General features: G+C 44.2%; 22 protein-coding genes. 12 read left to right on the forward strand and 10 right to left on the reverse strand.

All coding sequences use genetic code 11. From position 1 onward, the window contains the following. The first annotated feature begins 205 nt into the window (after positions 1-205). Complete coding sequence (locus tag KYK27_RS09585) at positions 206-661, forward strand: nucleoside deaminase (protein ID WP_199109799.1); 456 nt, start codon at positions 206-208, stop codon at positions 659-661. Between the two features lie 128 nt (positions 662-789). Here KYK27_RS09585 and KYK27_RS09590 read toward each other — a convergent pair whose 3' ends face one another. Continuing rightward, the gene (locus tag KYK27_RS09590; RefSeq protein WP_199109800.1) at positions 790-1641 is read right to left on the reverse strand and encodes a universal stress protein; all 852 of its coding nucleotides are present in this window, start codon (positions 1639-1641) and stop codon (positions 790-792) included. 560 nt (positions 1642-2201) lie between these two features. On the opposite strand from KYK27_RS09590, the gene KYK27_RS09595 reads away from it, so the two are divergent. Then, positions 2202-2339, forward strand: coding sequence for a hypothetical protein (locus tag KYK27_RS09595; RefSeq protein WP_199109801.1), 138 nt, complete (start codon positions 2202-2204; stop codon positions 2337-2339). Here the strand turns inward: KYK27_RS09595 and ffh are convergent. Continuing rightward, positions 2317-3654 carry a signal recognition particle protein gene (gene ffh, locus KYK27_RS09600; protein WP_199109802.1) on the reverse strand — a complete coding sequence of 446 codons (1338 nt, stop codon included), beginning with the start codon at positions 3652-3654 and terminating at the stop codon, positions 2317-2319. The two genes, KYK27_RS09595 and ffh, sit on opposite strands and share 23 nt — an antisense overlap. A gap of 264 nt (positions 3655-3918) precedes the next feature. Between ffh and KYK27_RS09605 the strand changes: the two genes are divergently transcribed. Then, entirely contained in the window at positions 3919-5232 is a 1314-nt protein-coding gene (locus KYK27_RS09605; RefSeq protein ID WP_233150359.1) for a glycosyltransferase family 4 protein, read from the forward strand. 642 nt (positions 5233-5874) lie between these two features. On the opposite strand, the gene arsC is transcribed toward KYK27_RS09605, so the two are convergent. After that, positions 5875-6216 (reverse strand): arsenate reductase (glutaredoxin), encoded by a 342-nt coding sequence (gene arsC, locus KYK27_RS09610; RefSeq protein ID WP_199109804.1) that lies wholly within the window; start codon positions 6214-6216, stop codon positions 5875-5877. Positions 6217-6339: 123 nt separating this feature from the next. Between arsC and KYK27_RS09615 the strand changes: the two genes are divergently transcribed. The 4 genes from KYK27_RS09615 (at position 6340) to KYK27_RS09630 (ending at position 10918) form a co-directional block, all read left to right on the forward strand. Further along, positions 6340-7134: an FRG domain-containing protein gene (locus KYK27_RS09615; RefSeq protein WP_199109805.1), complete on the forward strand. Its 795-nt coding sequence runs from the start codon at positions 6340-6342 to the stop codon at positions 7132-7134. Between the two features lie 96 nt (positions 7135-7230). Further along, positions 7231-8277: a hypothetical protein gene (locus tag KYK27_RS09620; RefSeq protein WP_233150360.1), complete on the forward strand. Its 1047-nt coding sequence runs from the start codon at positions 7231-7233 to the stop codon at positions 8275-8277. A gap of 461 nt (positions 8278-8738) precedes the next feature. Continuing rightward, positions 8739-9632, forward strand: a complete 894-nt coding sequence (locus KYK27_RS09625; RefSeq protein WP_199109806.1) for a transglutaminase domain-containing protein — start codon at positions 8739-8741, stop codon at positions 9630-9632. A gap of 116 nt (positions 9633-9748) precedes the next feature. Further along, a complete protein-coding gene (locus KYK27_RS09630) occupies positions 9749-10918 on the forward strand; it encodes a sigma-54-dependent transcriptional regulator (protein WP_199109807.1) in 1170 nt (389 codons plus the stop codon). 56 nt (positions 10919-10974) lie between these two features. On the opposite strand, the gene KYK27_RS09635 is transcribed toward KYK27_RS09630, so the two are convergent. Both KYK27_RS09635 and KYK27_RS09640 read right to left on the reverse strand, forming a co-directional pair. Further along, positions 10975-11895 carry a zinc-dependent peptidase gene (locus KYK27_RS09635; protein WP_199109808.1) on the reverse strand — a complete coding sequence of 307 codons (921 nt, stop codon included), beginning with the start codon at positions 11893-11895 and terminating at the stop codon, positions 10975-10977. A 34-nt stretch (positions 11896-11929) separates the two neighbouring features. Continuing rightward, a complete protein-coding gene (locus tag KYK27_RS09640; protein ID WP_199109809.1) occupies positions 11930-12922 on the reverse strand; it encodes an acyl transferase in 993 nt (330 codons plus the stop codon). An 85-nt stretch (positions 12923-13007) separates the two neighbouring features. Between KYK27_RS09640 and KYK27_RS09645 the strand changes: the two genes are divergently transcribed. Continuing rightward, complete coding sequence (locus tag KYK27_RS09645; RefSeq protein ID WP_233150361.1) at positions 13008-13568, forward strand: hypothetical protein; 561 nt, start codon at positions 13008-13010, stop codon at positions 13566-13568. Between the two features lie 76 nt (positions 13569-13644). Here KYK27_RS09645 and KYK27_RS09650 read toward each other — a convergent pair whose 3' ends face one another. Beyond that, a complete protein-coding gene (locus KYK27_RS09650; protein ID WP_199109811.1) occupies positions 13645-16053 on the reverse strand; it encodes a thiamine pyrophosphate-dependent enzyme in 2409 nt (802 codons plus the stop codon). A gap of 194 nt (positions 16054-16247) precedes the next feature. Between KYK27_RS09650 and KYK27_RS09655 the strand changes: the two genes are divergently transcribed. Beyond that, complete coding sequence (locus KYK27_RS09655; protein ID WP_199109812.1) at positions 16248-17012, forward strand: DUF1573 domain-containing protein; 765 nt, start codon at positions 16248-16250, stop codon at positions 17010-17012. Between the two features lie 238 nt (positions 17013-17250). Then, positions 17251-18363 carry an alanine dehydrogenase gene (gene ald / locus KYK27_RS09660; protein WP_199109813.1) on the forward strand — a complete coding sequence of 371 codons (1113 nt, stop codon included), beginning with the start codon at positions 17251-17253 and terminating at the stop codon, positions 18361-18363. A gap of 1025 nt (positions 18364-19388) precedes the next feature. Here ald and KYK27_RS09665 read toward each other — a convergent pair. Further along, positions 19389-19838: a type I restriction enzyme HsdR N-terminal domain-containing protein gene (locus tag KYK27_RS09665; RefSeq protein WP_199109814.1), complete on the reverse strand. Its 450-nt coding sequence runs from the start codon at positions 19836-19838 to the stop codon at positions 19389-19391. A gap of 89 nt (positions 19839-19927) precedes the next feature. Here KYK27_RS09665 and KYK27_RS09670 point away from each other — a divergent pair, with 89 nt between their 5' ends. Beyond that, positions 19928-20701, forward strand: coding sequence for an AMP nucleosidase (locus KYK27_RS09670; protein ID WP_199109815.1), 774 nt, complete (start codon positions 19928-19930; stop codon positions 20699-20701). A gap of 10 nt (positions 20702-20711) precedes the next feature. After that, entirely contained in the window at positions 20712-22373 is a 1662-nt protein-coding gene (locus KYK27_RS09675) for an amidohydrolase (protein WP_199109816.1), read from the forward strand. 275 nt (positions 22374-22648) lie between these two features. On the opposite strand, the gene KYK27_RS09680 is transcribed toward KYK27_RS09675, so the two are convergent. From KYK27_RS09680 to KYK27_RS09690, 3 genes are all read right to left on the reverse strand, one after another. Next, entirely contained in the window at positions 22649-23974 is a 1326-nt protein-coding gene (locus tag KYK27_RS09680) for an MFS transporter (RefSeq protein ID WP_199109817.1), read from the reverse strand. 62 nt (positions 23975-24036) lie between these two features. Further along, complete coding sequence (locus KYK27_RS09685) at positions 24037-25512, reverse strand: hypothetical protein (RefSeq protein ID WP_199109818.1); 1476 nt, start codon at positions 25510-25512, stop codon at positions 24037-24039. Beyond that, entirely contained in the window at positions 25482-26990 is a 1509-nt protein-coding gene (locus KYK27_RS09690; RefSeq protein ID WP_199109819.1) for a hypothetical protein, read from the reverse strand. Before KYK27_RS09690 ends, KYK27_RS09685 begins: the two co-directional genes overlap by 31 nt. Between the last annotated feature and the right edge of the window lie 3 nt (positions 26991-26993).

Consider the following 26993-nt stretch of genomic DNA (forward strand, 5'->3'; position numbering starts at 1 on the left):
GGTTGGGTTAAGGTGTATTCTCTTGAACTGAAAGTATTTACGTACTGCTATATAGCTTAACGGAAACTATAGGTTAAATTATACTTTTTTACCGGAAAAGGTAACAAAAAGATTACTTATTATCTGAACAGGATGATTATTCAGACAAAAGACGTACATCTACAGACAAAACTCCCGTACTCAGATAAAGTTTAACCCCAGACTCATGAAACAGAAAGAAGATTTTATGCGAGAGGCCATCCGGCTGTCGGTTGAGAAAATGGAAGAAGGCTGCGGCGGGCCCTTTGGTTGCGTAATTGTGTGCAATGGCGAAATAGTTGCCCACGGCTATAACAACGTGCTCGGCTCCAACGACCCCACTGCCCATGCCGAAGTAGAAGCCATCCGCAAAGCCTGCACCAGTATGGGCACCCACCAGCTTGCTGATTGCGAACTATATACCAGTTGCGAGCCCTGCCCCATGTGCCTGGGAGCCATTTACTGGGCCCGCCCTAAAAAAGTATACTATGCCAACTCCCGCGAAGATGCTGAGCGCATCGGCTTCGACGATCGTTTTATTTACCAGGAACTGGATAAGCCAAAATCAGAACGCCAGATACCAATGGAACAGCTTTTAGGAGATGAGGCCAAAGAAGCATTTGAGAAATGGGTAGCCAGGTAGGATAAAACAAGCTGATGATTGATGCTGCTGGTTGGCATGCGTTAGCCGGAAACCTCTATAAACTAGAAATGGCTGAGAACACGAAATTCCCAGCCATTTCTAGTTATAGACAGCTATAGTTATCAGGGCTATAAGCTGCTCATTTCAACTCTGTCACTTATCTGCAGGTCCAGCAACTCACCGTTTTCTGGCAGGGCCAGCATAGGCAGTTTAAGGGTCTGGAGTAACTTTGATGTTACACTGCTGTGCAATATCTTTTCTAAGAATATCCTGTTTAGAACTGTAAAGCTCAGCAGGTCTGCTCCCTGCTCGTGCACGTAATTGGAGATACCTTCGGCGATATCTTTATGTTCCAGTTCTACGAAATTTATCTCTGCCTCCGGATACTGCTTTATCAACTCACTTTTTATATACTCGTTGTCGATGTAGTCTGGCTGTCTGCCGTTTTTGATATGCAGGAAGGTCAGACTGGCGTTCATCAGTTGTTTTAACTGCAACAACTGCATGGCAGTTAGCTGGTCACCATTCTCTAAATCGGCGGCGTAAACAATATTCTTGATTGGCTTTATTTCGGCACCTTCCGGTATGGCCAGCACCGGGCATAGCCCACGTTTCGCAATGGCTTCGGTAGTTGTGCCAAACATCTTTCTTGTGAAGTTCTTCGCACCGCCTGTACCCATCACTACCAGGGTTACATGAAGGTCTTTTATTGCTTTATTAATATCCCCTACAGGCTTACCATCTGTAATCATGTACTTTATCTGCACATTCGGCTGGCTAACCTGGTCGATCAATTTTAAAAGCTTCTGTGCCGCATCATCTGTAGCTCTGCTGTATTGCAGACCTGGCAGCATCGGAACGGTATCCAGAGCATGGAGAACTACAATTTCAGCATCTGCCTGGGCAGCCAGGCCAATAGCATATTCAAGTGCACGTACAGCGTTTTCAGAGAAATCAACAGGGACAAGGAATGTTTTCATGGTCATATAGTTTTAGTGCTACATTATTAAATTTTCAACTACACAAAATTACCTGACTCTCTGCTACTTAAGTATAACAATGATCATTAAAGAGATTGATACTTATCATCAAAGTCCTCATTTTCAGGCAGTAGCTTCAAAAGATTGCCAGCAATGTGTTTGAGTAGCCGGTTGTGAGCATTGTCAGGTGTATAAGAACACTATGCCCGAAGAGAAAACAGGAGCCAAAGGCTTGAAATACAACTGATAAGAAAGCCAGTGTACTTTAACTAGCAACACTCTTGTGCAGAATATGTTTTATCAGCCCCTGGTTAGCGGATACTTTGTAGCGCTTACTGCTTGTGGCTAGTTTGATACCAGAACATGCGCAAGACAACAGGACAGTTTTTGAAGGGAGAATTTTGTCGGTAGTGTAAAAACAATACTTTCTATAGTTTGCTTAACGGTGATGCAACCTGTAGTTCAAACACTTTTTAGAGGAGTATGGTAGACTGGGGATAGCTGGTCTCTGTAAACAGCCGGTTGGGGATATAGTTGCTGCTGCACATCTCGAAGCTGATGTGGAAGGAACTATCATTCTTTCTGGTGAAAGAACCTCGGCGCACAAGAAAGCAACTATAAAACAAAAGGCTGAGCAATTGCCCAGCCTTTCGTTTTATAGTTTACAGGTTCCGCTTAACGGCGACCCATCATTTTAGCAAGGTTACCTAAACCACCACGGGTTCCGGCCATCTTGTTCATCGACTTCATCATTTTGCGCATGTCGTTGAACTGCTTCATCAGGTTATTTACCTGTGTAATGTCGGTACCAGAACCTTTGGCGATACGGGCACGGCGGCTGCCGTTTATCATATCCGGGTTCTCGCGTTCGGCCGGCGTCATCGATTTAATAATAGCTTCGATAGGCTTGAATGCGTTGTCATCGATCTCTACATCTTTCAGGGCTTTGCCAACACCTGGTATCATACCAACCAGGTCTTTGATATCACCCATCTTTTTGATCTGCTCCAACTGTGTCAGGAAGTCGTCGAAGTTGAACTGGTTTTTGCGGATCTTTTTGTTGATACGCTTCGCCTCGTCTTCGTCAAAGGCCTGCTGTGCACGCTCTACCAGGGAAATAACGTCACCCATACCCAGGATACGCTGTGCCATACGATCCGGGTAGAACAGGTCAAGCGCTTCCATTTTCTCACCAGTCGAGATGAACTTGATCGGCTTCTCCACCACAGCGCGGATAGAAAGGGCCGCACCACCACGGGAGTCACCATCCAGTTTGGTAAGCACGACACCATCAAAGTTAATGCGCTCGTTAAAGGTCTTAGCTGTGTTCACCGCATCCTGACCCGTCATGGAATCCACCACGAACAGCGTTTCAGTTGGTTTAACAGCAGCTTTGATTTCGGCTATTTCTTTCATCATCGCCTCGTCCACGGCCAAACGACCGGCGGTATCGATGATTACTACTTTCTTATTTGTCTTTTTAGCATGCTCGATTGCGTTAAGCGCTATCTGAACCGGATTTTTGTTTTCCAGTTCGGTATATGCTTCAACGCCAACCTGCTCAGCCAGTACCTGCAGCTGGTTTATCGCAGCCGGGCGGTACACGTCGCAGGCAGCTACCAGCACGCTGCGGCCCTGCTTTTTAATATGGTTGGCCAGCTTACCAGTAAAGGTAGTTTTACCAGAACCCTGCAGACCAGCGATCAGGATAATCGCCGGATCACCTTTCAGGTTAATATCCTGCTTCTCGCCGCCCATCAGTTCGGTCAGCTCTTCATACACGATCTTCACCATTAACTGGCCCGGAGACACGGATATAAGTACATCCCGCCCCATGGCTTCGTCTTTGATCTTATCGGTTACAGTTTTGGCAACTTTATAGTTAACGTCGGCATCAACAAGGGCGCGGCGCACCTCTTTTATAGTTGCAGCAACGTTTATCTCGGTTATGCTACCCTGGCCTTTAAGGGTTTTAAAAGCGCGGTCTAGTTTGTTACTTAAATTATCAAACATCTCTTTCTTCTGGATTTACCTACAAAAATAAACAAAATTTGCTTGTCTGAACCAGTGATTAAAAATGAATTGAGCAATTTGCATCATTTTAATACCCTTCTGAGTCAGAAACTTTCCTATTTTTATCTAACAGTCTTCTTTCTATAAACCTTATTTATCTAACCAATCTCCTTCATCAGTGGTTCAGGTAATCTTATTAAGCCGTAATTAGTATATATATTTCTTATATTTGAAACGAGAGCTAAGCAAACCATAGCTTTGGAAATGACCGATACTACAAACTTACTATATATCTCCTATTACTGGCCGCCATCTGGAGGACCAGGTGTGCAGCGTGGCTTAAAATTCTGTAAATACCTGCCACAGTTTGGCGTACTTCCGGGCATACTTACCGTTGATGAAGCACAGGCTTCCTATGCGTTGTTAGACCCTACCTTTGAGAAAGAAATCCCGGAGGGGATAGAAGTTTACCGCACGCCTACTTCTGAGCCTTTTGAGTACTATAAAAAATTATCGGGCAAAAAAGAAATTCCGTACAGCGGCTTTGCCAACCAGAAGACCAAGGACACTTTTTTAGATAAGGTTTTCAAGTTTGTGCGCGGCAATTTATTTATTCCTGATGCCCGTGTTGGCTGGAACAAACATGCCCTGAAAAAAGCGGAAGAGCTTATAGTTGCAGGCAAGTACAAAGCCATTCTTACCACCAGTCCGCCGCATTCTACGCAGCTTATTGGCCTTAAGTTAAAGCAAAAATACAAGTTGCCCTGGGTTGCCGATCTTCGCGACCCCTGGACCAACATCCATTATTACGACCAGCTACTGCATACGCCTATTGCCAGACGCCTGGACGAGAAGTTTGAGCGGCAGGTACTTGAGCAAGCCGATGCCATTATAGTTACCAGCGAAGACACCAAGCGACTGTTCCTGAACAAGCCCGCCAACGTGCATGCCGACAAGATCCATGTGATTCCGAACGGGTATGATGAAGAGGATTTCCTTTTCCCGAGCAACCCGCCGCAGGATACTTTCCTGATAACTTATACCGGTACTATCACTGAAAACTATAATATTGATGTTTTCCTGAAAGTACTGGCAACACTGCTATCTACGCACAGCGAAATAAACTATAAGCTCCGGTTTGTAGGCAAAGTGTCGGAAGGTGTGAAGCTGCGCATCGAGAAGGCAGGCTTACTGGGTATTACAGAATACATCCCGTTTGTACCGCACCAGGAAGCTATCAAGTATATGATGGAGAGCACGTTATTGCTGCTCTCTATTGCAGACGTGGATACAGTATATGCCAATGTTCCGGGTAAATTGTTTGAGTATCTGGCATCCAACAAACCGATCGTTGCGCTTGGTCCGGTACATTCTGCCATGGACCAGATCATAGACGAATGTGGCGCAGGCCGCCTGTTTCATTACACTGCTTACGACCTGATGCTGGATCACCTCACGCAAATGAGCAAAGCCTGGAAGATCAATCCGAATCTAGACCTGCCATATATCAACCATGCCCGTTTCTCAAGGAGAGCATTAACAGAAGAATTGGCAAAGGTAGTGAAGGGATTAAAGTAAGGTTAAGTGGATTTGCAATGGAAGGCAGTGCCTGATTGTGATTTGGCTATCGTTTTATAGTTGCCGTTTTAACCCACCCCTGCCCCTCCCGAGAGGGGAATTGCTGCTATAGTTATAGTTGAGGTTATCGTTTTATAGTTACGGTTTTAACACCCTGTAGTCCCCTCAAGGGGACAATTGCTACCTTTACCAATTCACAAACTATAGTTCTATAGTTACAGCCCACGATAAGGACAGGTTTACCTGTCCCTACGAAAATACTACCATGATCAATCTCGAAGCTTACCGGTTAAAATACAGAAGAACTATAGCTATTGAAAGATCTCAGTCTTTGGGTTAAGCGCCTTTGATTTGTTGCGGTGCCGCCAGGCAATCCGAGGAACGAGGATAGCAAGAAAGCAGCCGCGCGATGCCCGAAGACGGGGCCTCCCGGCCGTGAGTGCACCAAAGCTAGATTAAAACTATTGTGAGTAGAGCTCCCAGGATGAAAGGAAATTTGAAAAGAAGACTTAGTTCCAGTTGCAAAAGACTTCAACTATAAGCTGAGATAGATTTCTCTCTGCGTTCGAAATGACAAAGAAGGAATAGCTATCTATAAAACATATAAGATCCTTCGACTTCGCTCGGGATGAAAAATAGCAACTATAACAAACTCAACACATTTTCCGGAGGACGACCAATAACGGCTTTATCCCCCTTCACTACAATAGGTCTTTCGATCAGAACCGGGTTTTCTACCATTGCCTGAATCCATTGTTCATCTGTTAAGCTCTTTCCCGCAAACTTCTCTTTGAATACCTTTTCACCCTTACGCACCAACTCCTCAGGTTTCATATGTAACTTCTGCAGAATGCTTTTCAGTTCGTCAGCAGTGGGTGTTGTCTTCAGGTATTCCACTACTTCAACCTCCTGGTTGTTCTCTTTCAGCAGATCGAGGGTGCACCTGCTTTTACTGCACATCTTGTTATGATAGATCGTGATCATTTTTCAGAATATTGTTTGCTGTAAAAGTATAAACTTTTACCATTTAAAGAGTATACTTATAGGCTGTTCCGTTCTTCAGTAACATCCGTAAGATTTAGTACGCAGAAAAATCAAAAATAATTTATGCAGGCAGGCACCGATATCGTAGTAAATTCATGGCTGGAGCTTCAGGCTGCCCTTTTCGACCATAGCTGGGACCCACTGCTGGGCCGTTTCCGTTCGTCCTACGTATACCGGGGTAGCTGGAACAAATCCTATGACCTGAGTACCAGCATTACACGCGTAGGTCCTCAGTTTGAGCGGCTGGAGCCGCACATTCTCCGTAACTTCCGTAAGTACGCGCACGGCACAGCCCCACAGGACGATACCATCTGGAACTGGCTTGCCCTGGCACAGCATCATGGTTTACCTACCCGCCTCCTCGACTGGAGTTATTCGCCTTATGTTGCCCTGCACTTTGTAACTGACCTGCTCGATAAATATGAGGAGGACGGCGCAGTGTGGTGTGTAGACTATGTGAAATCGAAGCAATACCTGCCCCCTGCCCTGTTGGATGCGGTAAACGACGAGGGAGCCAGCGTATTTACCCCGGAAATTCTGGCACCTGTTAGCCCGACGCTGAAAAAACTAGGCAGTTTTCAGAAAGAGGATTTTGTGCTTTTCCTGGAGCCGCCTTCACTTGATGCCCGTATTATTCAGCAATATGCCTTATTCTCGATGATGTCTGATGTGAAGTCGGAGCTTAGCTCATGGTTGCGTCAACACCCGGAGCTATTTTTCAGGGTGATCATTCCTGCAAAATTGAAGTGGGAGATACGCGACAAACTGGACCAGGCTAACATTACGGAGCGGGTACTTTTTCCGGGGCTTGCAGGGCTGAGCCAGTGGCTGAAAAGGCATTACACTCATTCTAAATAGGACAGAGAATTATTCAAATAATTGAGGGACGTTATAGTGTGTGCGTAAATATAAATTTACTAACTTAACCACAGAATACACCTTTACACTCTTTTTATGTTTACCCGCTCACGCACCTCCTCTGAATTCCCCAAAAATCGTTTTACCTTTTTACTTTGTACTACTACCCTGTTTGCCACCAGTTGCATGCAGGAGCGCGAAGCACAACAATCTGTTCAGGCCACGGCTCCCTCAGAACAGAAAACTATAGTTACCAACGATACGCTGGCTAAAGCCAAAGTAAAACCTGACACCACAGCTATAGTTGCGCAAGCCACTGCAGATACATCCTGGATATACCCTGGCCCAAAACCACTGCCAGGCGCCATTCTACCGGAAAAGCGCATACTGGCATTTTATGGAAACCCGCTTTCGAAGCGAATGGGTATTTTAGGAGAATTGCCTCCGGAACAAATGCTGCAGAAACTGGACGAAGAAGTAGCCAACTGGAGCAAGGCCGACCCGACCACACCGGTACAACCAGCGCTGCATGTTATAGTGGTAACTGCCCAGGGCCACCCGAGTGCCGGCGGCAAGTACAGGCTGCGTATGCGTCATAAAATGATCGATGAAGTGCTGGAGATAGCGAAACAACGCGATGCTATCGTTTTCCTAGATGTACAGGTGGGCCATAGTACGTTGCAGGCGGAGTTGCCGGAACTTGAGAACTACCTAAAGTTGCCTAATGTGCATTTAGGAATTGATGCCGAATTTGCCATGAAAGATGGTACTATACCGGGGCGTAAAATCGGTTCGTTTAACGCAGATGATATAAACTACGCCACCAGCTACCTTGCAGACCTGGTAACAAAAAACCAGATTCCGCCAAAGATGCTGATCGTGCATCGCTTTACCCAGGGCATGATTAAAAATACCGAAAACATTAAACTGGACCCACGCTACCAGGTAGTAATGCACATGGATGGCTGGGGCGGCCCAGCTCTCAAGAAAGACACCTACCGACGCTACATAAAAAATGAGCCGGTTCAGTTTACAGGTTTTAAGCTGTTCTATAAAAATGATACCAAAAACGGCCACCGCCTGATGACACCAGAAGAAGTTCTGGCCTTAACCCCAAAGCCAATGTATATCCAGTATCAATAGGTTGAACAACTGAATTGATTCGCTGATCATAGGTTAACCGGGCTTGTCGCTATAAAAGATGTCTATAGTTTAGTCAAACGGCCCCTGCTGTGTTTTTCACAAGGAGGAAGTATAGCTTGCTGTTGATACTACCATCAGTGGGAGAACCTTCACAACAAGGGCTGGACTTTCCCGGCTCTGCAAAACTATAAACAGTTGCTTTTTCCGGCTCCAGCTCACAAAATATGAACTATAGTTGCGCAAGGAGTATAATTCATCCAAAAGTATAAATTTCTTCCATTCACTTAATTTATCTTTTTAAAGAAAGAAATATTCCCTAACTTATGATCAAGCAGGGTGAAAGACAGAAAATTTAAAAAAGTTTGCACCTGCCGGGAGTAATAAGGCCCGGATTTTGCGTTAGGAGAATACAAATACACTGGTAACATCCAATTACCAGAATTTAGCGAGAGGGGAAATTTATGGCGCAGTTCTTACAACCTAAAATGGCAAAAGGGTTTGCCTTGCGGTTTATCCAGATCATCATTGTGTTTCCGATGGCGGTGCTACTTAGCTTTTACATACCGCCATACAAGTCAATGGAATACGAGTTACACTTCCTGTTGTGGCTTATGGTTTCGGCAGCTGTTTCGGTTATAGTTACCCGCATCAGTCCAAGATTAACGGTGTTTTCTTTCTTTACTATTATGGGGGTGTTCTTTTATAACAGCACCTTCCCGAATTATACGTTTGGCGATATCTACTCTGATTATAATGCCGCACTGGTAAACATGACCAGCAACCCGCATAAGGTATCTTACTTTAAACCTGTTAAGGGTACTTATTTCCAGGAGGAGCGTGTAAAGAACGCCATGCAGCCAACGCACCCGAAACTGCGCAACTTTGCCGTAGAGAACTCTACCCGCTATTTCCACGACGAGTATTACCGCAAGTATGGCAAGTTAACCCGTTATTTTTCGCTGTTCAAACACATCCGCCTGAACTGGAAATATGTGAACGACCCGATCAATATGGACTACTACTCCCCGCCTGTAGAAAGCATGGAGCTGCTGGCCGGCGACTGCGATGATTATGCGATCCTGATGGCGTCGTCGGTGATGGCAATTGGCGGCGAGGCACGCATAGTGATCTCAGAAAGCCATATGTATACCGAAGTTAAGGTAGGCAAATCAAAGGATATAGATGAGGTGAGCCATGTGGTGAGAACGCTGTTTCCGGATGAGGTGAACAGTGGTAAAATACACTTCCATGAAACCAACGATGAGCTTTGGATCAATTTTGATTATACAGCGCGTCATCCGGGTGGTTATTTCCTGGAGCCTGAACTATACAGTGTAATAGCCTTTAATAAATAAGCTGATACTATACCTACAGCTAAATCAGTTTTATACTCGTACAAGTGCAGCAGCCACCCTTGCCGGTGGCTGTTTTATTTTTTAATTTAGCCTGATAACCTAAACTGATTCTACCTATGCCCAAAATTCTGATTATTGATGATGAGCGGGCCATCCGTAGTACCCTGAAGGAAATTCTGGAGTTCGAGAATTATGCCGTTGACGAAGCTGAAGACGGTGAAAAGGGTCTGCAGCTCCTGAATAAGAGTAAGTACGATGTAGTGCTCTGCGACATAAAAATGCCTGGTATGGACGGACTGGAAGTACTGGAAAAAGCGATGGAGCTTTCGCCGGATACGCCATTCATCATGATATCGGCACACGGAACGATTGATACTGCCGTGGAAGCTACCAAAAAAGGCGCCTACGATTTCCTACAGAAGCCACCAGATCTGAACCGCTTGCTGGTAACCGTACGCAATGCGCTGGATAAAGCTACCCTGGTAACCGAAACCAAGATCCTGAAGAAGAAAATATCCAAAACCTACGAAATGGTTGGTACTTCGGGCGCGCTGGGACGTGTAAAACAAGCTATAGAAAAAGTAGCTCCAACCGATGCCCGCGTACTGATAACCGGTCCGAACGGATCCGGAAAGGAACTGGTAGCACGCTCTATTCATGAGTACAGCAACCGAAACAACGGACCTTTAATAGAAGTAAACTGCGCCGCCATACCCAGCGAACTGATCGAAAGTGAATTGTTTGGCCATGAAAAAGGCTCGTTCACCTCGGCAGTGAAGCAGCGCCTTGGTAAGTTCGAGCAAGCCAATGGCGGTACCTTGTTCTTGGATGAAGTGGGTGATATGAGCCTCTCGGCGCAGGCCAAAGTGCTGCGTGCCCTGCAGGAACATAAAATTACCCGTGTTGGCGGCGACAAAGATATACAGGTGGATGTACGTGTGATTGCGGCAACCAATAAAAACCTGCTGGAAGAGATCGAGGCTAAGAATTTCCGGGAAGACTTGTACCACCGTTTGGGGGTGATATTGATTCACGTGCCGCCGCTTAACGAGCGACGCGAAGATATTCCGGACCTGGTAAGAAAATTCCTGAATGACATTGCCAACGACTATGGTAACAAGCCTAAAACTATAGCTCCAGACGCCATGGAATACCTGCAGGGGCTGGATTGGCGAGGCAACGTGCGTGAACTGCGCAACGTGGTAGAGCGCCTGGTGATTATGAGCGGAAACGTAATTACGCTGGAAGATGCCAAAGCGTATGCCCGACCAGTTGTAACCTACTAAACAGTAAAAACTTAAAAAGAAAAGCCGCAGGTTATATAGTTTAACCTGCGGCTTTTTTATGCAGCTGACTTCTTACTTAAGCAGCAGTTCTTATATTTTTCGCCGCTTCCGCACGGGCAAAGTTCGTTACGGCCTAACCGCTTCCCGTATGGGTTTAATAATTCTCTGAAATTGAGACGAAACCTACGTTTAGGATTCTGCTGGAATATCTTGGTTAACAGCACGTATAGTCTGGGATGATTCTCGGCCAGCTTTTCAGGCTTCTCAAAAAAGTACTCGGTAACCACTGCAAAAAACTCGGCTTCGCTGGTAGCACCATAGTCATCTATATCCGACTCTCCTCTCTTAATGCTTTTGATCTTACGGTACATCAGTTTCCGCCATGGTTCAACCCATTCGTCTGGTAAATAGGCTTCCGGCACACCGTCAATTTCTCCGTCGGCCTGGTCGAGCATGTGCGCAAATTCGTGGATGCCTACGTTCTTACGATCGGCCATATCATTAAAGCCCCGCTCCAACGCCGGTTTAGACAAGGTAACATAATGGTCATTCTGAAATGGATTTACGCGGCCCAGCACTTCAGACACAGCCTCGCTGTCCTGGTCTTTATATTTGTGTATACTCCCCGGAAATACAAATACCTCACCTAAATTAGGATACTCCCAGTCCTGAAAACCAAAGATCGGAATAATGGCACTCGACGCGACCAGTACTTTCGTCAGGTCATCAATCTGAACATCAATGCCGGTAATGCGCTTTTCAGACAGAAACAGTTGCAACATCTTCTCGAAGCGCTGCTTTTCAGCATCTGTTTTTAAAGTATGGTAAAAGCCAACCCTGTCATTCAGTATTTTACGCCACTCCGCCGGAAAATCAGTTTTCAAAACTTTCTTCCTGTTACGCGACTTACGTGTTGCCCAACTATAGAAAAGAAGGCAGACAGCAAGAACTATAACTATAAAAACAACATATCCCATGGCAGGCTATAACGCAGTTACTGAAAGAAGGATGTTATACTACAAGCAAGTTACAACCCCGGATATCCGAATTATCAAAACGACCCAGTACTTCAAAAGTGCCATCGGTATGCATTTTGCCAATATCTTTTGTTTCGATAAAAGCGCAGGAATCTACGTTAGCCAGGTCAATCACATTCATGCCACCACTTCTGTGATGCGCTCCAATATCAAACGGATCGTTGAGGTCGCGGAGCAGGATCTGCATGGTTTGGCCAGGCTTAAAAATTCCATCCCCCATAGAATAGCCCTGCGAGAGCAGTTCGGTCATGCCATATTCTGAATGTATCTTATCTACACCAAAGCCTTTTTTAAGGAAACTATGGAGTTCTTCGCGCACCATTTCGCTATGACGTCCTTTCATGCCGCCGGTCTCCATTATAGTTACGCCGCTAAAACTATAGTTGCCTTTCAGTTCTTCCGCCCAATCCAGCAAGGCGTAGCTTACACCTATCAACAATACTTTCTTACCACCCGCCCGGGCCGCATCTATAGTTTGGTGGAGCTTTTTGCGGTTATGTAAATAGAACCCTTCTTCGCTTTGCCCGGTCTGTTTCATAAAATAGTCTGCCATTGCCACCAGGCTGGAGCCGCCCTGCTCTAAATAAGATGGCAACAGGGCCAGCACTACAAACTGCTCCAGGGGTCCGTAAAAATGCTCGAAAATATGCTTCGTAACATGATTGTACCAGGCAAGGTCTGCCACGTAATGCTTGCTGCGGTTTTGCTGTGTAGTGCCGCTGCTCTGGAAAGTAACTTCAGGCTCAAAGTTACCGGTTGCAACCTTTTGCTGCTTAAAGAACTCTATAGGTAAGAAAGGGATTTGTTCCAGTGTATTTATCTGGTCCGGATGGATGTGCAGATTTTGCAGGTATGCCTTGTAAACAACATTATGCTGGGCCTGGTACCTGAAAAGCGACAGCGCCATTTGGGTAAAATCGGAAGGTTGCCCGAGTAACTGTTGTTTGAACTGTGCCTTAAAATCCATCAAATAAACTTATAACAAATCCTATATCTAATCGTTTGATTTAGTAAATTTAGCTTCATTTTTCTGATTTTCCTGTATGAACTATATGCTAAAGTACAGCCTTGCCTGCGTGGTGCTTGTGCTTGCCCTTGCATCGTGCCGCAAAGAACCCAACTACCCTGATGAGCCTCAGATCTCATTCAAAAGGATAGAACAGGTTAGCCATGATAATGAAGGTCTGCAAATTGACAGCGTTTTTCTGGTGATAGGTTTCCAGGATGGCGATGGTAACCTGGGCTTATCAAGTGACAAACAATCGTCTGACTATGCTCCTCCTTTTAACGTAGGCTCTACTTTTGAGAATAACTTTAAGGTAAAGCTTTTGCAGCAGGTGCCGGACCCCAACAATCCCGGTCAGTTTATTTTCAGGGAGTACCAGTTCCCGGTTGCGGGCTTCGACCTGAGCGGACGTTTCCCGAGAATAAGCTCTGATGACCGTGAAGAACCGCTGGAAGGTGATATACGGTTCGGAATGGAATTTACAGAAGAGTTTTTCAGACCCGGAGAAGTGATCAAATTCGAAGTATATATTTACGACCGCGAAACACCAGTGCCACACAAAAGCAATGTGGTTGAATCTGAACCGATTACATTGTTTACAAACTAGATAATTCAACTAAAGCAACTATAAAAAAGGCCCTGCAACTATAGCTGCAGGGCCTTTTTGTTTATAAAGCTTACACTTAGTAGATCGTCGGGAATGTTTTCGGATCAGCTTCGTGCATAATGTCGTAAACGGCTTCGAATACATCATCTGTGTTTGGCTTAGAGAAGTAATCGCCATCAGAGCCATACGGTGGACGGTGCGCCTGTGCTGCCAGGCATTGTGGCTTCGAATCCAGCCATCTCCAGGCTCCCTGCTCATCAACCACCTGCTGCATCATAAAGGCAGATGCGCCGCCTGGTACGTCCTCATCGGTAAATAATACGCGGCTCGTTTTCTTGATAGAGTCGGTAATTACATGCTCAATGTCGAATGGTAACAGCGTCTGCACATCTATTACTTCCGCTGAAATGCCGAATTCTTCCAGTTGACGGGCTGCTTCCATTACAATACGGCACATCGAGCCATAGGTAACTATAGTTACATCAGATCCTTCTTTCAGGATTTCTGGCTTGCCAAGTGGCACCGTAAACTCAGCTATGTTATTCGGGATGCGCTCTTTCAGTCTGTAACCGTTTAAGCACTCAATTACCAATGCCGGCTCATCCGCTTTCAGCAAGGTATTATAGAAACCTGCTGCCTGCGTCATATCGCGCGGAACAAGCACGTGCATGCCCCGTATGCTGTTCAGAATCATACCGATCGGGGAACCTGAGTGCCAGATACCTTCTAAGCGGTGACCACGCGTACGAACTATAAGCGGCGCCTTTTGACCACCTTTTGTACGGTACTGTAAACATGCTACGTCATCAGACAGGATCTGAATTGCATACAACAGGTAGTCCAGGTACTGAATTTCAGTGATCGGGCGAAGACCGCGTAATGCAGCGCCAATTCCCTGGCCAATGATCGTACACTCACGAATACCGGTATCGGTAACGCGCAGTTCGCCATATTTCTCCTGTAAGCCGGCAAAAGCCTGGTTCACGTCGCCTATTTTACCCACGTCTTCCCCAATGGCAAATACACGCGGGTCACGGGCAAGTATAGCATCAAAAGCAGCTTGCAGCACCTCGCGGCCATCTACAACCGGAGAGTTCTCATCAAACTCAGCTTTTACTTCTTCAACTAATAATGCAGATTCTTCAGACTGGCTGTATAAATACGAATTGAAACGATCGGCATTTTCACCTATCGTTTGCTCCAACCAACCTACCAGCTCACGTTTGGCTGCGTTGCGCTCATCGCGTACATAACGCAAGGCCTTACGCACCGCTCTAACTGCATCGCTGCGGATAGGAACTGTTACTTTGCGAAGCTCTTCGGTTATAGTTGCTATTTCAGTGATATGCTTGCTGTCAGCTGCCAGGTTATCCAGTAACTGGAGTGCAACGGCATGATCTTCTTTTATACCTGCGTCAAATGCATTCCAGGCATTTGTACGGGCTATACGAACAGCTTCTTTCGCTTCGTTCTCGATCTGGTCCAGTTGCTCGGTTGTGGAGATACCATTTGTCAGTATCCACTCGCGCATCTTTTTAAGGCAGTCGAAATCTGCTTCCCAGTCCAGTCTCTCTCTTGATTTGTAGCGCTCGTGCGAACCCGACGTAGAGTGTCCCTGTGGTTGTGTTACTTCTTCTACGTGAATCAGAACCGGTACATGCTGCTCGCGGCAAACGCGCACGGCTACTTCGTAGGTTTCGCAAAGGGCAGCGTAATCCCAGCCTTTTACTTTAAATATCTCGTAGCCCTGCTCTCCTTCTGCGTTGCGCTGGAAACCGGCTAATATTTCAGAAATGCTTCCTTTGGTTGTCTGGTACTCAGCTGGCACCGAAATACCGTAACCATCATCCCAAACCGACACCAGCATCGGTACCTGTAGTACGCCACCGGCATTAATGGCTTCAAAAAACATCCCTTCAGATGTCGAGGCATTGCCAATCGTTCCGAAAGCGACTTCGTTACCGTTTACCGAGAATTGGGTTAAATGCTGTAGCTCCGGGTTCTGGCGGTATAATTTGGAGGCATAAGCCAGGCCAACAAGGCGTGGCATCTGCGAGGCAGTAGGCGAAATATCAGAGCTGGAATTTTTCTGCTCCATAATATTCTTCCAGTTGCCTTCATCATCCAAGGAACGCGTGCCAAAGTGTCCGTTCATAGCGCGACCAGCTGTGGATGGCTCTGCTTCTACATCGGTGTGGGCGTATAGTTGTGCAAAATATTGCTGCAGTGTAAGCTCGCCAATGGCAAACATAAAGGTCTGGTCGCGGTAATAGCCCGAACGAAAATCGCCGTTCTGGAAAAACTTGGCCATAGCAAGCTGCGCCACTTCTTTACCATCTCCGAAGATACCGAACTTGGCTTTGCCCATAAACACTTCCTTGCGGCCTGCAAGGCTGGCGTGGCGGCTTTCCCAACCTGTGCGGTAATCCTGAAGTATTTCTTCAGCAGTTAATTTTTGAGTTATAGATACTTCAGCGGTTTGCATGTTATATCAGGATATACTTGTGGTATAATTATAGTTCAAAAGTACAGAACATTAGCCTAAACTTCAAATTGGGCCCCTGCTTCGCTAAATTTGGCACGAAAGTGGAATCCAATTTGTAAAAGATTACTTATCTTTGTTTTGCTCTAAAAATAAAGAGCTGGTTTTTACGTTAATTTGCTTCTCAATTTTTTGAAATGAGAAAAAACATATACATTATTGCGTTACTAACTCTGCTACTGGTTAGTTTTGGTGCAAATGCACAAGGCGAACTTACGTTTGAAAAGGAAACGCATGACTTTGGCAAAATTGCAGAAGGAACCTTAGCCAGTTACGAGTTTAAGGTAAAGAACGTGGGAGATCAGCCGGTGGTTATTTCAAATGTGCAGCCATCATGCGGATGCACTACTCCTGACTGGACCAAAACGCCAATTTTGCCTGGAAAAACAGGTGTTATAAAAGCCGTTTATAACAGCGCAAGCCGCCCGGGACCGTTTTATAAGTCGATTTCGGTTGTCTCGAATGGTAAAACGCCTAATACTACCATCTACATAAAAGGTGATGTTGGGCCAAAAGATTTGAAAAACAGTTATACGCAGGAACAAAAACTGATGTCGCCGCGTTTGGCAGTTGGAAGCACAATTCACAGCTTTGGCAAACTTGAAAAAGGACAAAAAGCTGTTGCTAAATTCATCATTAAAAACACAGGTCGGCAGAACCTTGTAGTGCAGGGGGTACAGAGCAAATGCAACTGCGTTAGCTATAAAGTATCTAAGCCGGCAATAAAAGCAGGAGAACAAGCAGTTTTGGAACTTACATACATTCCGGTGATGTTAAAGGAGCAAAACGAGCAGGTAACTGTTCTTTCAAATGATATCGTAATGCCAAATCTCAGGCTAACATTAAAAGCAAATGTGGTTGAGAGCCTGGCAAACAGGAATATGTTAAGGGAAGGCGAATAGCCGGTACCTTTCAGATAGTTTTTTTCATAGTTTTATTTTGTACTAACGGCAGTGATTTTATCGCTGCCTTTTTTCATTTTATACCTTTCCGTTTCCCGCCTTTCTTATATTTCCGGTGCAATTCTATAGTTTAGACTGGGCTTAGTATTTTCAATAAAAAATGTAGTTTTTATTACTTTCATAACCTGAAGTTAGTGGTATATTTGCGCAGCTTTTCCAAAACTAAATATAGAACGACATGATTATTGGTGTTCCAAAGGAAATTAAGAATAATGAAAACCGCGTAGGTGCAACGCCTGCAGGTGTAAATGAGCTGGTACGTAACGGCCATACCGTATATGTACAGGCTACTGCCGGCGAAGGCAGCGGTTTTGCTGACGAAGAGTATGCAAATGCTGGCGCAACTATACTTCCAACTATAGCGGAGGTATATGCCATTGCTGAAATGATCGTGAAAGTAAAAGAGCCGATCGAATCTGAATACAGTCTGATCAAAGACAACCAGCTGCTTTTCACGTATTTCCACTTTGCATCGCATGAGCCACTTACGAAGGCTATGATCGAGCGCAACGCGGTTTGCCTTGCTTACGAAACAGTTGAGCGCCCGGACAGAAGCCTTCCTTTGTTAGTACCAATGTCTGAAGTTGCCGGCCGTATGTCTATCCAGGAAGGTGCTAAATACCTGGAGAAACCATTGAAAGGCCGCGGTATATTGTTAGGTGGCGTACCAGGAGTGCGTCCTGCCCAAGTACTTATTCTTGGTGGCGGTGTAGTAGGTACCAATGCGGCTAAAATGGCTGCCGGTATGGGTGCCGACGTTACGATCCTGGATACTAACCTGGCTCGTCTGCGTTACTTGGATGATGTTCTTCCTGCGAACGTTACAACACAAATGTCTAATGGCTATGTGATTCGTGAGCTGGTTAAGACACACGATCTGATTATTGGTGCCGTATTGATACCAGGTGCAAAAGCTCCAAACCTGATCACACGTGACATGTTGAAGACCATGAAGCCAGGTACTGTACTGGTTGACGTTGCTGTTGACCAAGGTGGTTGTATCGAAACTTGTAAGCCAACAACACACGAGAACCCTACTTTCATTATAGACGATGTGGTACATTACTGCGTGGCTAACATGCCAGGTGCGGTTCCGTTCACATCTACGCAGGCGCTTACCAACGCTACATTACCATATGTTGTGCAGGTTGCCAACAAAGGCTGGAAAGAGGCTTGTGCCAATAGCGAAGAACTGAAAAAAGGTTTGAATGTGGTAAATGGCAAAGTAGTGTACAAAGGTGTAGCTGAAGCGTTTGGCTTAGAATATACTGATGTAAATACAGTGCTATAGTTTACTGAAAAATAAAGTAGCAAAACGCCTTCCGGATTAATTCTGGAAGGCGTTTTTTTTGGTCTGAACCTAGATTACCTCACCCCAACCCTCTCCTAAAAACAGGAGAGGGAGTTTGGTTATAGGTAGTGGCTATAATTTTATAGTTGGTGTGCCCCCCGGCCCCTCCTTATCCAAGGTGGAAAGTTTATATGACTACTTCTCCATCTGTCATCCTGAAAGGATTCTGGTAGAAGGGAGTTAAGACCTTTGTTATAGTTGGAGTTGGAGTTATAGTTTTAGAGCTATGTCTTCTGGAGCGGGTTTGCAACCCTTGTCTACCTATAGGGTTGAGTTTGTAACTCAACTGGCCCGACAGGGACACGAATTGTCAGAATCAGGATTTTCAGGATTAAAGGATTTTCAGGATATGACTTTTGCTACAGTCCAGTAAACAGTTTGATAATCACGGTATTAACCCACCCCTGCCCCTCCCGAGAGGGGAATTTCTGTTGTTGCTATAGTTGGTGGCTACAGTTCTATAGTTAGCGATTTAACACCCCTATAGTCCCCTCAAGGGGACTATTCCGCTATAGTTATAGTTTGCGCTAAAGTTCCATAGTTGTATTCCAAGATTAAGGACAGGTTTACCTGTCCCCTCGAAACTATAATCCCGATAAAACTCGAAGCTTACCGGTTCAAACTATAGAATAACTGCAACTATCGAACTGATCGCAGTCTTTGGGTTGAGCGCCTTTGATTTGTTGCGGTGCCGCCAGGAAATCCGAGGAACGAGGATAGCAAGAAAGCAGCAGCGCGATGCCCGAAGACGGGGCCTCCCGGCCGTGAGGGCACCAAAGCCAGATTAGAAACAATAGATGAGTAAAGCTCCCAGGATCAAAGGAAGCTACGAAAGAAAAGGCTTGGTTCAATTAAATAACTATAGTGAGATATAGCATTGTAGCTTCTCAAACTATAAAACTGTACCTTCTCAAACTTTAAGTTAAGATAGATTTCTCACGTTGTTCGAAATGACAAGAGACCAACTATAATTTACTAAAAACAGGAATCTCCTGTAACGGCTCAAACTGCCTTGTTTCAAAATCGACCTGCCAGCAGTAATGCGCCAACCCATTGGTAATAACCAAGAATTTGGCTCTTATAGTCTGATTATACACCGAGACCTGCTTTACCACATCCTGCGTAACAGGCACGTAGGCAGCTTTACACTCGATCAGCATCAGCGGGTTTCCGGAATTATCGTATACACATAAATCCGTGCGTTTTTGCAGTTTGTTATAGTTAGTGCCGCGCTCTATACTGATTAGGCTTTTTGGATAACCCAGGTTATTAATCAGATAGTGCAGAAAGTGTTGACGTACCCATTCCTCGGGCGTTAAAACTATATTCTTCCGGCGCAGTATATCAAAAATGAGATAATTCGCCCCGGATTTTGTAACTTTGTGATCGAATGGTGGCAGATTGAGTGCTTCCATGCTGCAATTTAACCATTTTCTGACGCTCCGCCCCCGTAGCACCGGCTGCCAAGGCGGATTTTTTATATCTAATTGAATATATTTATTTTATGAAGACGAAAGAAGAGATCGTAAACGACTGGTTGCCTCGCTACACAGGTGTACCGCTCAATGAGTTTGGAGAATATATCCTGCTTACCAATTTTATAAACTACGTGCGCATGTTCGCCGACCGTTTTGAAGTGGAGATAAAAGGCCTGGACAAACCAATGCAAACGGCTACTGCCAATAATATTACCATCATTAACTTTGGTATGGGCAGTGCAATGGCGGCAACGGTAATGGACCTGTTATCTGCTATAAAACCTAAAGCAGCTTTATTTTTAGGCAAATGTGGTGGTCTGAAAAGAAAAACACAGATCGGTGACCTGATCCTTCCGATTGCTGCAATTCGTGGCGAAGGTACATCTGATGACTATTTACCACCAGAAATTCCGGCGTTGCCATCATTCCGTTTGCAGCGTGCGGTATCATCTATGATCAAAAAGCATGAGATGGACTACTGGACGGGTACTGTTTACACTACTAACCGCCGCGTTTGGGAGCACGACGAAGATTTTAAAGATTACCTGCGCCAGATCCGTGCGATGGGCATTGACATGGAAACAGCCACAATTTTTACGGTTGGCTTCATAAACGAGATACCGCATGGTGCGCTGCTGCTAGTATCGGATAACCCGATGATTCCGGAAGGTGTGAAGACATCGGAAAGCGACAAGCTGGTAACATCATCTTATGTAGAAAAGCACTTAAGTATTGGTATTGATTCGTTGATCGAGCTGAAAAACTCAGGCGAGTCGGTTAAACACATGCGCTTCGAATAAAAGATCATCCATGAAAAAAACCTTACGCTCCTTTGCTGTGGCCATGCTGCTTGGCACAACCCTGTTCAGCAGTTGCACCAGTACCCAAACAGCTACCGAAACTGCCGACCTTATCGTTTACAACGGTACTGTTTATACAGTTAATGATGCTTTTGATAAGGCTGAAGCTTTTGCCGTGAAAGCCGGGAAAATCCTGGCTGTCGGCACTACCGAAGAGATCCGGAACAAGTACAAAGCTACTGAAGAACTGGACGCTCAGGGTAAGGCCATTTATCCAGGCTTTAACGATGCCCATGCACACTTTTACCGGTATGGTTTATCGTTGCAGTCGGCGGATCTGGTAGGTACGGAGTCGTTTAAGGAAGTAGTGCAGAAAGTAACCGAACAGCGCGAAAAGTATCCGGATGCAGACTGGATAACCGGCCGCGGCTGGGACCAGAACGATTGGGCTGTAAAGGAATTCCCGACAAAAGATACGCTGGACGCGCTTTTCCCGAATACCCCGATCATTCTTACCCGCATAGATGGGCACGCAGCTATAGTTAACCAAAAGGCTCTTGACTTAGCAGGAATAAAACCAACTACCAAAATGGTAGGCGGCCTTGTAGAGGTGGAGAACGGTAAAATGACCGGTATTCTGATCGATAATGCTATCGATTTGGTATCAGCTAAAATTCCGGAGCCGGATGAACAGGAACAACGTCAGGCTTTAGTCAATGCACAGCAGAACTGCTTTGCAGTTGGTTTAACTTCGCTGGCTGATGCCGGACTGGATAAGAGTACTGCCGACCTTATGGATGCCATGCACAAAAGCGGCGACCTGCAGATGCGTGTGTATGTGATGCTGAACCCAACCAAAGCCAACCTGGACCATTACCTGAAGAACGGCATCTATAAAACCAACAGGCTGAATGTGCGCTCGTTTAAGATCTATGGCGATGGGGCCCTTGGCTCACGTGGGGCAGCTTTGATCAAACCTTATCACGACAAAGCTGGACACTATGGTTTCCTGCTTGCTACTGAAAAAGAGTTCAGGGATATAGCAGCCCAATTGGCTAAGTCAGACTTTCAGATGAACACCCACGCTATCGGCGATTCTACAAACCGTTTGCTGCTGGATATTTATGGTGAAGCGCTGGGTGGCAAAAATGATAAACGCTGGAGAATTGAACACTCCCAGATCATAAACCCTGCCGACATGGCAAAATTTGGCAAGTATAACATTGTGCCATCGGTGCAGCCAACACATGCTACCTCTGATATGTACTGGGCCGGCGACAGGCTGGGCAAGGAGCGTATGCCACATGCCTATCCGTTTAAAGAACTATTGCAGCAGAATGGGTGGATTCCGTTGGGCAGCGATTTCCCTGTAGAGCATATTAACCCGCTTTACACGTTCCATGCAGCAGTTGCCCGCCAGGATGCCAAGAACTACCCTACTGGTGGCTTCCAGATGGAGAATGCACTGACGCGCGAAGAAGCACTGCGCGGCATGACAATCTGGGCGGCGAAGGCAGCTTTTGAAGAGAACGAAAAAGGAACCATAGAACCAGGCAAGTTTGCTGACTTTGTGGTACTGGAAGATGACCTGATGACCGTTGCTCCGGAGAAGATGCGCAACCTTCAGGTTCTTTACACTTATGTTGATGGAAAGCAGGTTTACAAAAAGTAATCTCAACTATAAACTATAAAAAAGCCGCTGCGGATTACTGCAGCGGCTTTTTCGTTTTAGATGCTATAGTCAAAATATAGTTTGGAAGTATTTAACTGCGCCTTCGCTCTCGGCCCACGAGTGTAAGTTAGACATGGCGTCACGCCTCATTGCTCAACTATAACGACTCAGTATAAAGTAATACTATAAACTATAGTTTGACGCGGCCAGAGTCCGCTGATAGCTCACACTTGCGGGAGGCAAGCGAGGCTTGGAGATCTAAAGTTAAACTATAGTTACGACGCCACATTTATTTTCTGCTCTGCTCCTATCGCTCTTTTCCAACGCACTATCGACAGGAAGATCAGACCAAGCACAAAGAACACGATCAGGGCCAGAATGCTGTTTCGCATAGAACCGGTAAGCTGCGCCACCAGACCATATGCCAGCGTCCCTAAAACGATCGACACTTTCTCGGTTACATCATAAAAACTGAAGAAGGATGCATGATCTATAGTTGTAGCCGGAATCAGTTTGGAATAAGTAGAGCGTGACAGTGACTGCACCCCTCCCATTACGGAGCCAACTATAGCCGCCAGTACATAAAAATCCACCTCGCTGCGGATAAAATATGCCCCAATACAAATGCCGATCCAGATAATTACTGCAACTATAAGCGCCCTGATATTGCCAAACCTGCCCGACAAATAAGCAAAGGCATACGCACCGGCAATAGCTACCAGTTGTATGATAAGAATAGTCACAATAAGGGCGCTGTCAGCTAAATTCAGTTCCTCTATCCCGAAAATAGTAGCCACATACATAACCGTTTGCACGCCCATGTTATAGAAGAAGTAGGCCAGCAGATAGCGTTTCAGCATGGGTAATTCCTGCACCTGGGTCCAGACTTTCTGCAGTTCTTTAAAGCCGTTCAGCACCCAGCTACCTTTTGGTTTACGGTTGTATACATTGCCAGGTAAATGATAGAAAGAGTACTGTGCAAACCCGAACCACCACAAACCTGTTGTCAGGAAAGCGATGCGGGGCGGAAAGCTTTTATTATCAGCAGCTATGCCAAACCACTCCGGCTTCAGGATCATGGCCAGGTTAAAGACTAACAGCAACACACTGCCAATATAGCCCATCGAAAAACCACGGGCGCTCAGTTTATCAAACTGGTCCTCGGTGGCGATCTCGGGTAAATAAGCATTATAAAAAACGATACTACCGCTAAAGCCAATAGAGGCCAGTACAAAAAGGATGACTGACAAAGTAAAGGTATCACGGGTAAAAAAGAACAACCCGATGCAGGATAGCGAACCCAAGTAACAGAAAAGCTGCATAAACAGCTTTTTACGGCCACTATAGTCTGCAATGGAAGTTAAAAAAGGGCTGAGCAGCGCAATTATCAGAAATGCGCCCGAAACAGCATATGAAAACAGTACCGAACTTTCCAGTTCAAACCCTAAAAAGTTAACTATAGTAGCGTTGGTTTCGGGGTTGGTAGCTACAGCGCTATAGTATATTGGGAAAATAGTGGATGTAATAACCAGTGAGTAGACTGAATTAGCCCAGTCGTAGAAGCACCAGGCATTGGTTATTTTAGGGTTGTTCTTTTGCATGCATCAAGATATCAAAAATCTGATATATGCTGTTGTTTAACAAGTATAAAGTAAGGCTACTTTTATTCTTTATTTTCTAATTTCTGAAGTATAATTTCCCACAATTGCTCGTAAGGTATGATTTCGAGTTCGGCATAAGCATAGCCTGCAGCAGGGGTCAGCTTTAATTTATTTAAAATATAATTTCCTTTTCGTTTACAAACTTTTATGTTTTGATATTCTCTTCCTATTACTTGCAGTAATTTTAGAAATAGCTTCGTGCGGTTATCTCCCTCGCTTGTTAAGTATTTAGCAGAAAACTTTCGCAGCCTATCAATTTCACGCTCAATCAACTCAGGTTGATCTTTTTCAATTACGTATATAAAATCTAAAATCTGACTCCATACATTAAAGCCCTTCTTATCAAGGGTAACATGTTTTAATTTTTTATTTGTATAGATAGGTAGTTTAAAACCCGTGATATAGTTAAAGAACTTATAATAAAGCATCCATCTTTCCTGGGCAAAAGGATTTAAACTTGTCAAATATTTATTTGCCAGAGCTTCTTCTAATATTTGCTGTGCTTTTAGATAATTTCCAGAGTGAACTCCAAGTAGAAAGTAATTCTCCAAATGAGCAAACCAATTGTTTGTTCCAGCCTGTAACTGTTGCTTAAGTTGTTCTGCTATAGCTAACCCTTTAGTGTAATGCTTGCCTTTTAAATAATTATAGACAAGCAGAAACATATTATGGTTAACTGAGAAAAATGAGTGATGAAGCTTACCTGCGTGGTAAAGATCTAATGTATCTTTCAGGTACTGGATATATCTTTCAGTATCTCCTTCCAATTCATAATACATTAGTTTTAATTGGTGATACCTGTAAAAAACAGAACTGGCTTGGGAAGCTAGCCAATAGCTTTCTAAATCTTTAATATAACCTGATAACTTTAATTTGAATTTATGGCTTGTATCAACGCCTAATTTTATATCAAATCGTACGTCATAGTACATTGCATTTGATTTATTAATAAAGTCTTTAATAGTATAAAGCGCTTCCAGTCTTTTGGCACATTCATCTAAATTCTTCCTATTAAACTTTCCTTCTGCTATAAGTACACGTAGTTGTTCTAAGCCTTCAATTTCGTAATGTACTAAGTTTGCTTCCTGAGCTGTAGCTATTACTTTATTTAAAGTCTTCTCAGCCAAAGCAGTTTCTTCCAACTGCTTCAAAATAAATGCAAAGTACAGTAGCTTTTTACACCGTAATTCAATGCCTGCACGCTTATTTACAAACTTATTAGCGTCAATATCAAGGAAAAACAACTGGTTGTATAGTTTGCGCTTCACTCTGGATTTGAGCATTTTATAAGCGCTACTTTTATTTTCGCTACCATATAGCTCATTTGCCAATACTATCTCGTTCTTGGTTTCACTAGATTTTACCAGATTATACAAGCGGGTTTCCAGATTAGAATTATCTGAGTAATCAAGGATCGCAGTTTCTACAAACTTGCCTTTATTTTCGATTATATCGATGAGTTTACTGAGTTCTTCCATAGTTGAGTACTGGATTCAATTGAAAGTAAAACGTGCTCCCAAAGGTGCTCGTAAGGAATGATCTCTACTTCTGCATAAGCATCACCTGCAAAAGGTGTCTGCTCTAATTTCTGGAAAAGATAGCGGCTTTTACGCTGACACGTTTTAACATTGCTGTATTCGTGCCCGGCTATTAAAAGAAGCTTTAGAAACAAGCGGGTACGTGGATCTGAGGCCGCATCAAAATGCTTTGCAACATATTTTCGTAAACGCTCTACATTGCGGGCTATTAATTCCTCGTCAAGGCTTTTTAGTACCTGTATAAACTCCAGGATAAGATACCAAACGTTGTAGCCGTTTTTGTCCTGCGTTATAAATTTAAGATCAAGGTTAAGTTTATAGTTTAGCTTTTCATTTTGAGTTAAGCTATAGAATTCTTTAAACAGATACCATCGTTCCTGTGCAAACTGAGGATTATTCTTCAAATACTTATTTGAGAACACCTCTTCAAGTATTTGCTTGGCCTTCATATAATCCCTGGAATGTGTTGCCAGCAGAAAATAATTCTCCATATGCGCAAACCAGTTATTATCTACCGGACTAAGCTTGGTTTTAAGCTTTTCGGCAGTGATAAACCCCTCTATAAATTGTTTATTCTTAAGATAGGCATATGTTAAACTATAGAGGTGCCTGTAGTAAGGGAAATGGTATGGACTAATTTTGCCCTGCAAGTATAAACTTTCGGAGTCGGTCAGATACTTAATATGCTCTGTAATAGCGCCAAACGCTTCCAGGATAAAAGTTTTTACTACATAATATTTACCATAAATTACTGAAGAACCTGTATTTTTCCATAGTTCACTTATTCTTTCAACATTTTCGATGATAAATTGAGAATGTTCTAGTCTGTTTTTAACACCTATCCTCACTTCAATCATAACAGCGAGGTATAGTTCATTTGCTTCTTCTTCTTGTCTCAGAAGCTTCTGATACTTTTGTATTTCAGCTGTTAACTCGTAATACTTATTCCTATTAAATAATTTAAAACTATAAATCAACCGTTGCATATCTAAAGCCCGGATAATATGATTTGTCAATTCAGCTTCTTTCGCAATTTTAAGAGCCTGCGATATAATCTTTTCTTTTAAGTTAACGGAATCTATCTTATGAAGAATTAAGGCCTCATTTAATAGAGCATTGCATTTTATTTCTAGAGCTAATAGTGCAGGAAATTTTTCAGGATTAGTGAAATCAAGAAAATTCAGCTGATTAAATAATTTCCTTTTAACTCTAGACTTAAGCATTTTAAAAGCACCGCTTTTTGCATTGCCGCCATAAAGTTTTAATAAAGCGTCATTTTCATCATCAACTTTATCTTCTTTTACCAGATAATATAACTGAGTCTCGAGACTCGATACATCTGTAAAATCCAGAATCGCGTTAAACGAACCTTTACCACCTTCTTCTATTAATTTTACAAGCTTCTTTAACTCTTCCATTCT

Source organism: Pontibacter populi, from assembly GCF_019336435.1.
In the GTDB taxonomy this organism is placed as follows: domain Bacteria; phylum Bacteroidota; class Bacteroidia; order Cytophagales; family Hymenobacteraceae; genus Pontibacter; species Pontibacter humidus.

Bases quoted from the DNA above. Each gene is read 5' to 3' on its own strand.
- KYK27_RS09585 (WP_199109799.1), top strand. From the start codon at position 206: ATGAAACAGAAAGAAGATTTTATGCGAGAGGCCATCCGGCTGTCGGTT.
- KYK27_RS09590 (WP_199109800.1), bottom strand. From the start codon at position 1,641: ATGAAAACATTCCTTGTCCCTGTTGATTTCTCTGAAAACGCTGTACGT.
- ffh (WP_199109802.1), bottom strand. From the start codon at position 3,654: ATGTTTGATAATTTAAGTAACAAACTAGACCGCGCTTTTAAAACCCTT.
- KYK27_RS09605 (WP_233150359.1), top strand. From the start codon at position 3,919: ATGACCGATACTACAAACTTACTATATATCTCCTATTACTGGCCGCCA.
- arsC (WP_199109804.1), bottom strand. From the start codon at position 6,216: ATGATCACGATCTATCATAACAAGATGTGCAGTAAAAGCAGGTGCACC.
- KYK27_RS09615 (WP_199109805.1), top strand. From the start codon at position 6,340: ATGCAGGCAGGCACCGATATCGTAGTAAATTCATGGCTGGAGCTTCAG.
- KYK27_RS09620 (WP_233150360.1), top strand. From the start codon at position 7,231: ATGTTTACCCGCTCACGCACCTCCTCTGAATTCCCCAAAAATCGTTTT.
- KYK27_RS09625 (WP_199109806.1), top strand. From the start codon at position 8,739: ATGGCGCAGTTCTTACAACCTAAAATGGCAAAAGGGTTTGCCTTGCGG.
- KYK27_RS09630 (WP_199109807.1), top strand. From the start codon at position 9,749: ATGCCCAAAATTCTGATTATTGATGATGAGCGGGCCATCCGTAGTACC.
- KYK27_RS09635 (WP_199109808.1), bottom strand. From the start codon at position 11,895: ATGGGATATGTTGTTTTTATAGTTATAGTTCTTGCTGTCTGCCTTCTT.
- KYK27_RS09640 (WP_199109809.1), bottom strand. From the start codon at position 12,922: ATGGATTTTAAGGCACAGTTCAAACAACAGTTACTCGGGCAACCTTCC.
- KYK27_RS09645 (WP_233150361.1), top strand. From the start codon at position 13,008: ATGCTAAAGTACAGCCTTGCCTGCGTGGTGCTTGTGCTTGCCCTTGCA.
- KYK27_RS09650 (WP_199109811.1), bottom strand. From the start codon at position 16,053: ATGCAAACCGCTGAAGTATCTATAACTCAAAAATTAACTGCTGAAGAA.
- KYK27_RS09655 (WP_199109812.1), top strand. From the start codon at position 16,248: ATGAGAAAAAACATATACATTATTGCGTTACTAACTCTGCTACTGGTT.
- ald (WP_199109813.1), top strand. From the start codon at position 17,251: ATGATTATTGGTGTTCCAAAGGAAATTAAGAATAATGAAAACCGCGTA.
- KYK27_RS09665 (WP_199109814.1), bottom strand. From the start codon at position 19,838: ATGGAAGCACTCAATCTGCCACCATTCGATCACAAAGTTACAAAATCC.
- KYK27_RS09670 (WP_199109815.1), top strand. From the start codon at position 19,928: ATGAAGACGAAAGAAGAGATCGTAAACGACTGGTTGCCTCGCTACACA.
- KYK27_RS09675 (WP_199109816.1), top strand. From the start codon at position 20,712: ATGAAAAAAACCTTACGCTCCTTTGCTGTGGCCATGCTGCTTGGCACA.
- KYK27_RS09680 (WP_199109817.1), bottom strand. From the start codon at position 23,974: ATGCAAAAGAACAACCCTAAAATAACCAATGCCTGGTGCTTCTACGAC.
- KYK27_RS09685 (WP_199109818.1), bottom strand. From the start codon at position 25,512: ATGGAAGAACTCAGTAAACTCATCGATATAATCGAAAATAAAGGCAAG.
- KYK27_RS09690 (WP_199109819.1), bottom strand. From the start codon at position 26,990: ATGGAAGAGTTAAAGAAGCTTGTAAAATTAATAGAAGAAGGTGGTAAA.